The organism is Enterobacter sp. 2VL (genome assembly GCF_005503595.1).
In the GTDB taxonomy this organism is placed as follows: Bacteria; Pseudomonadota; Gammaproteobacteria; order Enterobacterales; family Enterobacteriaceae; genus Enterobacter; species Enterobacter cancerogenus.
On the sequence record NZ_SCNE01000001.1, the window covers coordinates 253,678 to 266,386 of the forward strand.

At 52.5% G+C, this 12,709-nt stretch carries 12 protein-coding genes; 6 read left to right on the forward strand and 6 right to left on the reverse strand.

Features of this window, described 5'->3' with window-relative positions:
- Positions 1 to 31: 31 nt before the first annotated feature.
- Together FFS28_RS01290 and ydfG are read right to left on the reverse strand one after the other, a co-directional pair.
- Entirely contained in the window at positions 32 to 718 is a 687-nt protein-coding gene (locus FFS28_RS01290) for a GntR family transcriptional regulator (protein ID WP_006175044.1), read from the reverse strand.
- A 90-nt stretch (positions 719 to 808) separates the two neighbouring features.
- Positions 809 to 1,555 carry a bifunctional NADP-dependent 3-hydroxy acid dehydrogenase/3-hydroxypropionate dehydrogenase YdfG gene (ydfG, locus tag FFS28_RS01295; protein ID WP_006175045.1) on the reverse strand — a complete coding sequence of 249 codons (747 nt, stop codon included), beginning with the start codon at positions 1,553 to 1,555 and terminating at the stop codon, positions 809 to 811.
- Between the two features lie 143 nt (positions 1,556 to 1,698).
- Here ydfG and dcp point away from each other — a divergent pair, with 143 nt between their 5' ends.
- Positions 1,699 to 3,732, forward strand: coding sequence for a peptidyl-dipeptidase Dcp (gene dcp / locus FFS28_RS01300; RefSeq protein WP_137848524.1), 2,034 nt, complete (start codon positions 1,699 to 1,701; stop codon positions 3,730 to 3,732).
- A 532-nt stretch (positions 3,733 to 4,264) separates the two neighbouring features.
- On the opposite strand, the gene FFS28_RS01305 is transcribed toward dcp, so the two are convergent.
- Positions 4,265 to 4,468: a hypothetical protein gene (locus FFS28_RS01305; RefSeq protein WP_137848525.1), complete on the reverse strand. Its 204-nt coding sequence runs from the start codon at positions 4,466 to 4,468 to the stop codon at positions 4,265 to 4,267.
- 258 nt (positions 4,469 to 4,726) lie between these two features.
- Between FFS28_RS01305 and FFS28_RS01310 the strand changes: the two genes are divergently transcribed.
- The gene (locus tag FFS28_RS01310) at positions 4,727 to 4,984 is read left to right on the forward strand and encodes a hypothetical protein (protein ID WP_137848526.1); all 258 of its coding nucleotides are present in this window, start codon (positions 4,727 to 4,729) and stop codon (positions 4,982 to 4,984) included.
- 217 nt (positions 4,985 to 5,201) lie between these two features.
- Here FFS28_RS01310 and FFS28_RS01315 read toward each other — a convergent pair whose 3' ends face one another.
- On the reverse strand, positions 5,202 to 6,386 hold the full coding sequence (locus FFS28_RS01315; RefSeq protein ID WP_137848527.1) for a diguanylate phosphodiesterase: 1,185 nt from the start codon (positions 6,384 to 6,386) through the stop codon (positions 5,202 to 5,204).
- A 624-nt stretch (positions 6,387 to 7,010) separates the two neighbouring features.
- On the opposite strand from FFS28_RS01315, the gene FFS28_RS01320 reads away from it, so the two are divergent.
- Complete coding sequence (locus tag FFS28_RS01320) at positions 7,011 to 7,289, forward strand: YdgH/BhsA/McbA family protein (protein ID WP_137848528.1); 279 nt, start codon at positions 7,011 to 7,013, stop codon at positions 7,287 to 7,289.
- A gap of 65 nt (positions 7,290 to 7,354) precedes the next feature.
- On the opposite strand, the gene FFS28_RS01325 is transcribed toward FFS28_RS01320, so the two are convergent.
- The gene (locus tag FFS28_RS01325; protein ID WP_006175054.1) at positions 7,355 to 8,344 is read right to left on the reverse strand and encodes a 2-hydroxyacid dehydrogenase; all 990 of its coding nucleotides are present in this window, start codon (positions 8,342 to 8,344) and stop codon (positions 7,355 to 7,357) included.
- A 210-nt stretch (positions 8,345 to 8,554) separates the two neighbouring features.
- Between FFS28_RS01325 and FFS28_RS01330 the strand changes: the two genes are divergently transcribed.
- The 3 genes from FFS28_RS01330 to FFS28_RS01340 are packed head-to-tail and all read left to right on the forward strand — an operon-like array spanning position 8,555 to position 11,710.
- Positions 8,555 to 11,194, forward strand: a complete 2,640-nt coding sequence (locus tag FFS28_RS01330; RefSeq protein WP_137848529.1) for a YdbH family protein — start codon at positions 8,555 to 8,557, stop codon at positions 11,192 to 11,194.
- Complete coding sequence (locus tag FFS28_RS01335; RefSeq protein ID WP_006175056.1) at positions 11,191 to 11,382, forward strand: YnbE family lipoprotein; 192 nt, start codon at positions 11,191 to 11,193, stop codon at positions 11,380 to 11,382. The genes FFS28_RS01330 and FFS28_RS01335 overlap by 4 nt, the downstream gene beginning before the upstream one ends.
- 7 nt (positions 11,383 to 11,389) lie before the next feature.
- On the forward strand, positions 11,390 to 11,710 hold the full coding sequence (locus FFS28_RS01340; protein ID WP_006175057.1) for a YdbL family probable chaperone protein: 321 nt from the start codon (positions 11,390 to 11,392) through the stop codon (positions 11,708 to 11,710).
- An 11-nt stretch (positions 11,711 to 11,721) separates the two neighbouring features.
- Here FFS28_RS01340 and feaR read toward each other — a convergent pair whose 3' ends face one another.
- On the reverse strand, positions 11,722 to 12,630 hold the full coding sequence (gene feaR / locus FFS28_RS01345; protein WP_042320537.1) for a transcriptional regulator FeaR: 909 nt from the start codon (positions 12,628 to 12,630) through the stop codon (positions 11,722 to 11,724).
- Positions 12,631 to 12,709: the final 79 nt, after the last annotated feature.

Consider the following 12,709-nt stretch of genomic DNA (forward strand, 5'->3'; position numbering starts at 1 on the left):
CCTCGCCGCAACCGCAAGGGGGCGGCGAATATTACTCTTCGCTGAACCAGTCGCTATTTTCCTGACGAATAAGCTGCACGGATTCACTTATTTCCTGCAGGTGCAGAGTCATCGCATTTTCCACGCCGTCCAAATCCCGTTTTTCCAGCGCATTAAAAATATCATGGTGCTGTCGGAGCAGCATTTCCGGCGGCGAAACATGGTCAAGGCTCATGTAACGCACGCGGTCAATGGTGGCTTTGATGTTTTCGATGGTATCCCACGCCAGCTGACAGTCGGCGATTTGCGCCAGCTTCTGATGAAACTCGTCATCCAGCTGGAAAAAGTCATTGAGCTGTTTACGATCAATCGCAATGCGCTGCTGATGCAGGTTTTGCTCCAGCAGGTAGCACTGGTTTTCGTTGATCAGCGTTGCCGCCCGTCGCACAACCGCGCACTCAATCGCCTGACGGACGAAACAACCGTTACGGACCTGCGAAAGCGAAATTTTGTTCACATAGCTGCCGCGCTGGGGGCGGATCTGAATCAGGCCGTTTTCAGCCAGCTTGATAAACGCCTCACGCACCGGCTGACGGGAAACGTCAAAACGCACCGACACCTCTTTTTCAGACAGCGGAGTGCCAGGCGGGATCAGGCAATGGACGATATCACGTCGTAAAATGCGATAAATTTGCTGGTTAACAGGCTGGGTAGGGTTGAGTTGCGATTCAGCGGCCATGTGTTGTGATTTCTCAGAGAGTTAACCTGACTAGACTACCATTCTTTTGCCCGCCATCACAGACCCGGCCCGCAGGCCGGGCAGGGCAAACTAGCCGCGATGGACGCTCAGTCCGGCAAAACTCTGGCTGACCGGCATCATTTCAACGGTGTTGATATTGACGTGTTTAGGCAGCGTCGCCACCCACCAGACCGTCTCGGTGACGTCTTCCGGGGTCAGCGCATTCGCGTTTTCGTAGGTTTTACCCGCTTTCGCGTCATCGCCTTTGAAGCGGACGTTAGAGAATTCCGTCCCGCCCACCAGGCCTGGTTCAACGTCCGTCACGCGGATAGCCGTGCCGTGCAGGTCGGTGCGCAGGTTCAGGCTGAACTGGCGCACGAAAGCTTTGGTTGCGCCGTAGACGTTGCCGCCTGCGTAAGGCCAGCTACCGGCGGTAGAGCCGATGTTGATAATGTGGCCGCTGTTGCGTTCCACCATGCCGGGCAGCACGGCGCGGGTCATGTACACCAGGCCCTTGTTGTTGGTGTCGATCATGTTTTCCCAGTCTTCCACGCTGGCTTTATGGGCGGGCTCCATGCCCAGCGCCAGACCGGCATTGTTGACCAGAACATCAATGGCACGCCACTCGGCCGGCAGGTTCGCGATCATCTCTTCAATGGCCGCGCGGTTACGTACGTCCAGCTGCGCGGTCAGGATGCTGTCGCCCAGCTCATCCTTTAGCTCCTGCAGGCGCTCCTGACGGCGGCCTGTTGCAATCACTTTATGGCCGTTGGCGACGAAGCGACGCGTGATGCATTCACCAAAACCCGCGGTCGCCCCGGTAACTAAAATTATCATCTCACTGTTCCTCAACGCTTTTTGTGTTGTACTACCATAGCACGCTCGCGGGCGGCCCGTTAAGGCTACATTTGTATGATGGCATTGCAGGCGCTGACGGCCTGGCCTACTCTGGGGGAATACACTGTTCTGAGGAGTGAAAAATGTCGGTCAACAATCCTTTTTTTGACATCAGCCTGCTGCCGTATCAGGCACCGCGATTCGATCTTATTGAAGACAGCCACTATCGCCCGGCATTCGACGAAGCCCTGCGCCAGAAGCGTGCTGACATCGACGCTATTATCGCCCAAACGTCCCCACCGGATTTTGACAACACCGTGCTGGCGCTGGAGAAAAGCGGCGCGATGCTATCACGCGTCAGCAGCGTCTTTTTTGCCATGACCTCCGCGCACACCAACGATGATCTGCAGGCGCTGGATGAGCAGTTCTCAACCGAGCTGGCGGAGCTGGCAAACGATATCTGGCTTAACGACACGCTTTTCTCCCGCGTCGAGCGCGTCTGGCAGGATCGCGCCGCGCTGGATGCGGAATCCCGTCGTCTGGTGGAAGAGACCTGGCAGCACTTTGTCCTTGCGGGCGCACGCCTTAACGCTGCCGAAAAAGCGGAGCTCAAAACGCTGAATACGGAATCCGCCTCGCTGACCAGCCGCTTTAACCAGCGTTTACTCGCCGCAGACAACGCGGGCGGGCTGGTGGTGGACGATGTTCAACAACTCGATGGCCTGAGCGCGGACCAGATTGGCACCGCCGCGCAGGCCGCAACGGAAAAAGGTCTTCGCGATCGCTGGCTGATCCCGCTGCTTAATACCACGCAACAGCCCGCCCTCGCCGCGCTGCGCAATCGCCAGACGCGTGAACGTCTGTTCAAGGCCGGATGGGATCGCACCCAAAAAGGCGATGAAAACGATACCCGCGAGCTGATCCGCCGTCTTGCGTCGCTGCGCGCGCGGCAGGCTCAGCTGCTCGGATTTGAGGATTACGCAAGCTGGAGCACCGCTGACCAGATGGCGAAAACGTCTGCCGCCGCGCTGGCCTTTATGCGGGGGATCGTGCCTGCGGCGCGAGGGCGGGCGGCGCGTGAACAGGCTGATATCCAGAAGGTGATTGACGACGAGCAGGGCGGTTTTACCGTTGAAGCATGGGACTGGGCCTACTACGCCGAGCGCGTGCGCTCGGCAAAATACGCGCTCGATGAGTCGCAAATCAAACCTTACTTTGCGCTCAATACCGTCCTGCACGACGGCGTGTTCTGGGCTGCCAGCGAGCTGTTTGGCATTCGTTTTGTTGAGCGTTTTGACATCCCGGTGTATCACCCGGACGTGCGCGTATGGGAAATTTTTGACCACACCGGCGAGGGGATGGCGCTGTTCTACGGTGACTTCTTCGCCCGCGACTCAAAAAGCGGCGGGGCGTGGATGGGCAATTTTGTCGAACAATCCTTTGAGTCTTCCGCCCGCCCGGTGATCTACAACGTGTGCAACTACCAAAAACCCGCTACCGGCCAGACGGCACTTCTCTCCTGGGATGATGTCATCACGCTGTTTCACGAGTTTGGTCATACGCTACACGGCCTGTTTGCCAGCCAGCGCTACGCTACGCTTTCTGGCACCAATACGCCGCGAGACTTTGTTGAGTTTCCGTCGCAAATCAACGAACACTGGGCCAGCCACCCGCGCGTGTTTGCGCACTATGCCCGTCATTATCAGACCCAGGAACCCATGCCGGATGCCCTGCGGGATAAAATGCTGAACGCCACCCAGTTCAACAAGGGCTACGACATGACGGAGTTGCTCAGCGCTGCCTTGCTGGACATGAACTGGCACAGCATTCGCGACACCGTTGATAACGTAGAATCGTTTGAAGCCGAGGCGCTGAAAAAGGAAGGGCTGGATCTTCCCGCCATCCCGCCACGCTATCGCAGCAGTTATTTCGCCCATATCTTCGGCGGCGGCTATGCGGCGGGGTATTACGCCTATCTCTGGACGCAAATGCTGGCGGACGACGGTTATCAGTGGTTTGTCGAGCAGGGGGGTTTGACGCGCGAGAACGGGCAAAAATTCCGCGAGGCGATTTTGTCGCGCGGCAATAGTACGGATTTAGCTGAACTTTATCGTCAGTGGCGCGGGCACGATCCGAGAATAGAGCCGATGCTGGAAAATCGTGGATTGAGTGATTAGGTATAATTTAACGTAAGTGAACCGGGCATAATGCCCGGTTCTTTCCCTTCAATCTGTCATTACGTGAACGAAAGATAGTCTGCAGATGAGGGTTTGATACAAACTTAGCATAGTGCCCTCACATTTTTCCCGAGGCAGTCTATATTGTTAGAGGAAAAAACATAATGGAGTCAGGGTAGTGGACGGAGAAAGGATCGTAATCAATTCGCTTGAAGAAGCCCAGGGAATCGCAAATGCCTTAGTGCTTTTTGCTATGGGTTTCGAGCAATCAAGGATCATACAAGGAATGTATTTCGTATCGGGGTTTTTGAATATTTATTCTGTAAACGAAATAATATTAAATGAGATTAAGCGAAGCGCTCTGCAACGTAGTATAAATGTGTCCAGCAATCTGAACCAAACTTTCAATTACAACGGGAGAGAACTCATCATCACGTTGACCAGATTGTAACAGCAAGAGTCGTAATAATGGCAATTGCCTACCAGTATAGTGCAATGTCATGTATCATTTATGTCTACTGACTAATGCAACCTAATGTAATGTCTTTTTGAGGGTCAGAATCGCTTCAAGACATTGCATCATGATTTTTTCGTCTTCACAATCCATACAAACTTGATAAAGCGCTTCAATTAATAGCTGTAAGGTAACGGCATCATTTTTTTCGAGTAACCCCGCAACAACAACGCCTATAAGGGCATTAAATTCTTCAGTTCCATCTATTTCATCTTGTTCCAAAGCACCTCCTGATAGTGTATGGATGTACAGGGTAGCATGCGGGTATATTAATTTCAACGTTACTCTAATCTTAAGCAATGTGTATGAACAGATGTAAAGCTGTGCTGCCAGGGCTTTTTCAGTGCTGCAATATATGATTTCAATTTTGTCGTTATAAGGAATCAAAACATAAGAATAGGACTAATTTTCTAAATTCAATGCCTTCTGCATCTAGAGTTAATTCTGAGGTTTATGAAATCGTACCAAGGAGGCTTAACTGTGATATTTCAAGACGACGAAAAAGGCTATGCCATCATTGGTGAAGCGGCACTTAGACTTGCTCTTGTGAGAAAGGAGATTAATGTCGCCTCTCTCATTAGCATGTTGAATCGAATGACTCAAGACGTTGATGATGAAGGTAGATTGAAGGAACTCTCGGAGGCCAACACCTGGCTCATGAGATTCAAGACACTCAATCGCGACGATGAGTTAAGGATGCCATATCTTCAAACCCTTGTGGGCCTTAACGAAGACTAGAATTAGCAGGATAGGACGCAGACCGGCTCTGGCCGGTAATCACGACGAAGCAACCTCATCGGTAACGTGAAAACGTTTATCGGCCGGAGAAACTGTCAGGGATGACACTCTTTTAGTCGATTTAGTACAGAACTTACCCACAGAATCTGTGGATAAGTTAACCATTATAATCTCTGCTTAAGATATCTGATCGCTTACAGCGATAATTTCAATAATTCTACGAAGATATATGCTGTTCGACGAGTTCAGGCCAATGAATTGTTAAATGTTCATGTCTGCTGTAGTGTGAAAAAAGCCCCCCCTGAAAACAAAATATTCCCGCTGACTCAAGCCACATCCACTCTTCGGCAAGTTCTATTCCAGTCGCGCAAATTCTTATTTCTAATAGCTCGCAGCAGCGGATTAAGCTTTGAAGAATCGCTTGTTTAGAACCATCTTCATGAATATGCTTTATCAATTGAGGATGAATCTTAAGTTTTTCAGGTTGAAATTTAGAAAGGAGTAATAATCCTGCGTTGCCTGCTCCAAAGTCTTTGACGGCAACGCTTACACCACAACTCTTCAATTTCCTGATGGCGTCAGCGAACTCATCAATCTCTGGAATTATTTCGCTTTCAGAAAATTCGACAATAATTTGCTCTGGATAAATGCTACTTTCTTTAATATAACCAAGGAGTATATCAATTGCACCGGGCACTCTGGTCAAGGTCAAGGGCAGGAGTGAAACTGACACCCTTTGCGAAGCAGTAGTTATCTTTCCAGCAGTTTTTAACAATTCATGTTTCGATTCCAAATCAAAAGATAAATGATCTGCTTCACTAAGTGGGCTTTCATTTTTGGCACTTAATACGAATGAATGTATTTGGCCTGCGAGAGGATCTATCACCACCTGGATATTATCAATGGAAACCCTATCAATTTCTTCAATCTCAATATGTTGCGGCGAAAAGTACCAGCTGAAACTATCCGGCAATTGATAGTAACTGTCAGTTTCCACTGAATCGATAAAAGTGCGAAAAAATCGCAAAGCCCTATCATTATAGAGTAACTTATGTTGAGTGGTTCCATGTTGAAGAACTCTGTCAAGACACTCATCTTTGTCATACAGCCTGATGTCGATTAATTCCATGCCTGCTCCACCGAAACGACGATAAGGGGCATAATCGCGTAAAAGTTCGACAATGTTAGAATGAAGGACATCGCGGCGAATCTTTTCGTACAGTTGCATCACTGCAACCTCTTCACCTTCCAGAAGCTGCAAAAAATGCGTGCCGTTGAAAAGCAAAACGCCAGTAATCCCCACTTTCTCGTTGTGAGTATTGGCCGTGCTGACCATATCTTTTATTGATTGAAATGATGCGCCCGACTGGAGGTGGCTTCGATAAATAAGCGTTGTTAGCATAGTGAACGTGTCTAAGGAGTTTCTTCTAAAATAGCATGAGAATTGTTAACCGTGCGTTATTGCATAACTTTTTTTAAAACCTGAGAAATTGACAGTATGTTATAACACGTTGACGTACGGTCATGAGTAATCCCAGTTATAATTATGGATTTACCCATGCCGATCTCAGCGATGTGCAGCATAATTTATTGCACTTCCGTGACAAACTAAAAAAAGGATCTAGAATTTCTTACGGATTGAAATTTATTACATGGAGTTTCCCGTGATTTTTCTGGCCGCGATTGTCTTATCCTCACTTCTGTTCATCTCGTCTCTTATCTATATTTTGATGGAGTTAGTTAGCATTGGGTGCAATCCTCAGAGGCATTAGAATCCTGCGCGCACGCAGGAACAGGCCGCACGGTTGATGTGTAGTCGCAGATTGTCGAAAGTATCAGGACAAAGGGTTGCGGGTAAAACGACGCGTTGCAGCGTTAAAGACGATCAGCAAAAACGCAATGTCGCTCTTAATGGAGATTCTGTAACACTGGAAAAAAATCCCATCTAATCTACATTATTGATACGGATCATTTACATGGATTATTCATAAGTTGAATATGTAGAGTAATCAACAGGAGGAATGATATGAAAAAAGCACTATTAGGGACTGTTCTGGCCTTCACAATGGCAAGCTTCGGTGCATCCGCTGCCGATCTGATTTCTAAAGATGAAGCACACCACTTCAAACTGCAATACATAGGGAATGTTACCGTGGGCGCAACCGGCGGTCAGATTTCATCACCTTCCGATCTGCATAAAAAGCTTTCTACACTGGCTGAAGAGAAGGGTGGAAAATACTACGTTATTATCGCTGCGCGTGAGCATGGTCCTAACTTTGAAGCAGTAGCAGAAGTCTTTAAATAACGCCTTTATTCATTAAAAAACCCGCCATCAGCGGGTTTTTTATTATCTATATTTAGAGAGAAAAGTCAGGCAATCTCATTCGGACAGGCTTCGCCTTTCTCCAGCTGCTGCAAATTCCCCAGCGTCGTTTCTGAAATGCTTATCAGCGCCTCGGCGGTAAGGAAGGCCTGATGCCCGGTGAACAGCACGTTATGGCAGGCCGACAGACGGCGGAACACGTCATCCTGAATCACGTCATTGGATTTGTCTTCAAAGAACAGGTCACGTTCGTTCTCATAGACGTCCATACCCAAGGCACCAATCTTCTGGGTTTTCAGCGCTTCAATTGCCGCCTGTGAATCAATCAAACCGCCGCGGCTGGTGTTGATGATCATCACCCCGTCCTTCATCTGGTCGAAAGCCGTCTGGTTTAGCAGGTGATAGTTTTCTGGCGTCAGCGGGCAGTGCAGGGAGATCACGTCAGACTGGGAGAACAGCGTCTGAATATCAACATACTCCACGCCCAGCTCCAGTGCGGCAGCGCTTGGGTACGGGTCAAAGGCCAGCAGGCGCATACCAAAGCCTTTCAGAATGCGCAGGGCGGCTACGCCAATCTTACCGGTGCCGATGATCCCGGCGGTTTTGCCGTACATGGTAAAACCGGTCAGCCCTTCGAGAGAAAAGTTCGCATCACGGGTACGTTGATAAGCACGGTGAATACGACGGTTCAGCGACATCATCATGCCGATGGCATGTTCCGCCACCGCTTCCGGTGAATAGGCCGGTACGCGAACGACCTTCAGACCCAGCTCTTTCGCCGCATCCAGATCCACGTTATTGAACCCGGCGCAGCGCAGGGCGATATATTTCACCCCCTGTTTTTTCAGCTCTTCCAGCACCGGACGGCTGCCATCATCGTTGACGAAGATACAGACGCCTTCACAGCCGTGGGCGGTTTTGGCAGTTTTCTCAGTCAGCAGAAAGTCGAAAAATTCAAGATCGAATCCGTAAGCCTCGTTAACATGTTGCAGATACTTTTTGTCGTACTGCTTTGTGCTATATACCGCGAGTTTCATAAGACTTTCTCCAGTGATTTTACATTCACGTTAGCATGATTAAAATAATCTTACAATTTATAAAAATTTATTGAATTCAATAAGTTCTATGAATAATGATAGAGCATCTATCCTTAAAAATGACAGTCTCTTCAACTGACTGGCTAATCATGCGACAATGATCGGCAATGTCGGCTTAATTCTTTCGCTAAATCAGGATATTAACTGCCCATGAGGGGTAAATACAAAGCCGCGATCGCGCTCCTACTGCTGTTGATCGTTTTGCCGCTGACGCTGCTGATGACGCTCGCCCAATGGGTACCGACCCTTGCCGGGATCTGGCTGCCGGTAGGGACGCGCATCGCCTTTGAAAAAAGTCCTCGTCTGACCCGCAACGCCCTCGTTATACCGGATCTCCGCTATCTGGTAGAAGACTGCGAAATTGCCCGTATCGAAAACGTCACGCTGTCGCACCCCAGCCGCTGGGCGCTGGACGTCGGCGCGCTTGAACTGAACTCTGCGTGTCTGAGTAAACTGCCCGAGTCCGCCCCGTCCACCGTCGCGCCAAAAACCCTGGCCCAGTGGCAGGCGATCCTGCCGAACACCTGGCTGACGATCCACCGCCTGACGCTTTCCCCCTGGCAGCAGTGGCAGGGTGAGCTTCGCGCGTCCTTAACCCCGGCCAGCCAGACTCTCACCTATAAAGGCGAGCAGGTGAGTATTCAGGGGCAGCTTCGCGGCCAGAATCTGACCATCAAGCAATTCGACATTCACCTGCCGGACCAACCGCAGCCCGTGACGCTGGTGGGTGAATTTACCCTGCCGCTGGTGCCGGACGGCGCACCGGTTAAAGGGCACGCGCAGGCCACCTTCAACGTGCCACACTTATCGTCTCTGGTCGATGCCGATCTGGAGTGGGCGGACAATCAGGGGCAACTGGTGGTCATGGCGAGGGATAACCCCGACCCGCTGCTCGACCTGCCTTGGCAGGTCACCGCCCGGGAATTGACCATCAGCGACGGTCGTTGGAACTGGCAACAGCCAGGTCTGCCGCTGAGCGGACGCGTTGGGCTGAAGATTGATAACTGGCAGCAGGGGCTGGAAAAAGCGACCTTCACCGGACGCCTGAACGTGCTGACGAAGGGTGATGCCGGGAAGGGCAACGCCGTACTGACTCTCGGTCCCGGCACGCTTAGCATGGATAACAGCCACATGCCGCTGCATCTGAGCGGCGAGGCGAAACAAAACGATCTGATCCTCTACGCCAAACTTCCGGCGACACTGACCGGAAGCCTGGCAGATCCCATCCTGGAATTCGCCCCCGGCGCGCTGCTTCGCTCGCGCGGACGCCTGATTGATTCGCTGGATATCGACGAAATACGCTGGCCGCTCGCGGGCGTTAAGCTGACGCAAAAGGGCGTGGATGGCCGCCTGCAGGCGATATTACGCGCTCATGAAAACGAGATGGGCGATTTTACCCTGCACCTGGACGGCCAGGCGCAAGATTTTTTACCCGACAGCGGGCTGTGGCAGTGGCGCTACTGGGGCAACGGTAACTTCACGCCGATGAACGCACGATGGGACGTTGCAGGGAAAGGAGAATGGCGCGATCGGGTGATTGCGCTGACCGATCTCTCCACCGGTTTCGATAAGCTCCAGTACGGCACGATGCTGGTCAGCAAGCCGCGTCTGGTGCTGGAAAAACCGGTGCGCTGGCAGCGCGATCCTGCCCATCCGGCCTTCAGCGGGGCGCTGTCGCTGAAAGCGGGACAAACCACCTTTTCAGGCGGAAGCCTGCTGCCGCCCTCGGTACTGAATTTTAGCGTCGACGGGACTGACCCGACCCTGTTCCAGTTCAAAGGGGATCTTCACGCCGACGCCATTGGGCCGGTGCAGGTCAATGGCCGCTGGGACGGTGAGCGTCTGCGCGGTCAGGCCTGGTGGCCGAAGCAGTCCCTCACGGTATTCCAGCCGCTGCTTCCGCCAGACTGGAAGATGACGCTGCGCGACGGCGAACTTTACGCGCAGGTGGCCTTCTCGGCGGCGGCGGACCAGGGCTTTGAGGCGGGCGGCCACGGGGTGGTAAAAGCCGGTAGCCTGTGGATGCCCGACAACCAGATCAACGGCGTCGATTTTGTTCTGCCGTTTCGCTTTAGCGAGGGGACCTGGTCGCTGGGCACGAGGGGGCCGGTGACGTTGCGCATTGGCGAAGTGCAAAATCTGGTGTCCGCACACAACATTACCGCCGATTTACAGGGTGACTACCCCTGGACCGACGACAACCCGCTGCTGCTCACCAACGTGAAGATAGAAACGCTCGGCGGCAAAATCACCCTTCAGCAGCTGCGTATGCCGCAACATGATGCGGCCCTGCTGCGCGTGGACAATATCTCCTCCAGCGAGCTGATTAGCGCGGTGAATCCCAAACAGTTTACGATGTCTGGCCCGGTCAGCGGAGCGCTGCCATTCTGGCTCGACAACGAACGCTGGATTATCAAAGACGGCTGGCTGACCAATCCGGGGCCTATGACGCTGCGTATTGACAAAGATACGGCCGACGCCATTGTGAAAGACAATATGGCCGCAGGGGCCGCCATCAACTGGCTGCGCTACATGGAAATCACCCGGTCGTGGACAAAGATCAATGTCGATAATCTGGGGGTCTTAACCCTGCAGGCGGCGATCAAGGGAACCAGCCGGGTGGATGGCAAAAGCGGTTCGGTCAATCTGAACTACACCCACGAAGAGAACGTTTTTACCCTCTGGCGCAGCCTGCGCTTCGGGGATAATCTGCAAACATGGTTTGAGCAACATGCGGCCATACCGGGTATCCGCAGTTCGACCGGCAAGGAAAGTGAGGAACAACAATGAAAAAGATGGCAGGTGTACTCACCGTGGCCGTTGCCGTGCTGCTCTCGGGCTGTACGCCGCGTATTGAAGTGGCGGCACCGAAAGAGCCGATCACCATCAATATGAACGTCAAAATCGAGCATGAGATCCACATCAAGGTCGATAAAGACGTAGAAACCCTGCTGAAAACGCGCAGCGATCTGTTCTGAGGATGCCATGAAACGATTACTACTGATTTTACTGGCGCTGGGAATGAACGTGCAGGCCGCGACGCTGACCTTAAACGAAGCACGCACCCAGGGCCGGGTGGGGGAAACCCTGAGCGGCTACCTGGCGCCGGTTAAGCAGGATCCAGACACGCTGGCGCTGGTGAAAAGCATTAATGCCGCACGCACCGAGAGCTACCAAAAGCTGGCCGACAGCAACAACCTGCCGGTGGATGAAGTGGCGAAAATGGCCGGGCAAAAGCTGGTGGCCCGTGCGCAGCCGGGCGAGTACGTGAAGGGGATTAACGGTAAGTGGCTGAAAAAAGAGTGAACTAAAAAAAACTAGCGGCAGCGTTTACGGTACTCGCCGGGCGAGACGCCGAAACGCTGCTTAAAGGCGGTAGAAAAATGGCTGTGATCGGCAAAACCCCAGCTGTAGCCAATGCCCGCCAGCTTTTCGTCGTCGCCGGCTGAACGCAGCATCTGCGCGCAGAGATCGAGTCGACGGTTTTTAATGTACTGCGCCACCACCAGCCCTTTCTCGGCGAACATACGGTACAAACTGCGTACCGACATCCCACTCTCTGTGGCGATCCACTCCGGGCGCAGCGCGTCTGACTGGATATGGTCGTCTATCAGGGAAAGCACGTTCTGGAACTGACGTTCCTTGCGCGGCTGCACTGCGTCGCGTTGCTGAAATGCCGGGCGCAGCAGGCAAACCATCGCTTCCAGCGCCGCTTCGCTCTCGACCTCACTCAGCCCGGTATTGCCCATACTCTCCTGAAGCAGACGATGGCTCAACTGCACGGTCGGCAGGCTGCGGGAAAGCGTGAGCGCGCAGCTCACTTCCTGAAAGCGGCACTGCTGTTCAATGATCTGACGCGGCACGAGCAGAGAAATCTGGCGGGATTTGTCCTGCCAGTAAATCGAGCAGGGGCGCGAGGCGTCCAGCAGGGTGATATCGCCCGTTTTAAGACGTGAGCGCCGCCCGTCCTGTTCAATCTCCGCGCTGCCGTCGAGCTGAAACACGGTATAGAACCACGCATCGTTGCCGTGGGCAATTTCCCGACGGGTGCGAAACAGATTAACCCCGGCTGCGGTGACGGTGCTTAACTTCAGGCTGCGGGCATAGCTGGTTTCCAGTTCACCGATAAACTCTCCCTCTAAAGGACGCGCATCAAACCGGCCGCACGCCTGGTTAATTTGCGCCAGCCATTGCTGATACTTTTCCTGTTCGCTCGCACACGCCATGGTTTCTCTCGCCGCACCGTCAATGTTTTCGCATTGTTGCATTTGTGTTGCATTTTGTCTGGCCTTCGAGGCTGACTAT

Excerpts from the sequence above, each read along its gene's own strand:
- FFS28_RS01290 (WP_006175044.1), bottom strand. The coding sequence starts at position 718 with ATGGCCGCTGAATCGCAACTCAACCCTACCCAGCCTGTTAACCAGCAA.
- ydfG (WP_006175045.1), bottom strand. The coding sequence starts at position 1,555 with ATGATAATTTTAGTTACCGGGGCGACCGCGGGTTTTGGTGAATGCATC.
- dcp (WP_137848524.1), top strand. The coding sequence starts at position 1,699 with ATGTCGGTCAACAATCCTTTTTTTGACATCAGCCTGCTGCCGTATCAG.
- FFS28_RS01315 (WP_137848527.1), bottom strand. The coding sequence starts at position 6,386 with ATGCTAACAACGCTTATTTATCGAAGCCACCTCCAGTCGGGCGCATCA.
- FFS28_RS01320 (WP_137848528.1), top strand. The coding sequence starts at position 7,011 with ATGAAAAAAGCACTATTAGGGACTGTTCTGGCCTTCACAATGGCAAGC.
- FFS28_RS01325 (WP_006175054.1), bottom strand. The coding sequence starts at position 8,344 with ATGAAACTCGCGGTATATAGCACAAAGCAGTACGACAAAAAGTATCTG.
- FFS28_RS01330 (WP_137848529.1), top strand. The coding sequence starts at position 8,555 with ATGAGGGGTAAATACAAAGCCGCGATCGCGCTCCTACTGCTGTTGATC.
- FFS28_RS01335 (WP_006175056.1), top strand. The coding sequence starts at position 11,191 with ATGAAAAAGATGGCAGGTGTACTCACCGTGGCCGTTGCCGTGCTGCTC.
- FFS28_RS01340 (WP_006175057.1), top strand. The coding sequence starts at position 11,390 with ATGAAACGATTACTACTGATTTTACTGGCGCTGGGAATGAACGTGCAG.
- feaR (WP_042320537.1), bottom strand. The coding sequence starts at position 12,630 with ATGGCGTGTGCGAGCGAACAGGAAAAGTATCAGCAATGGCTGGCGCAA.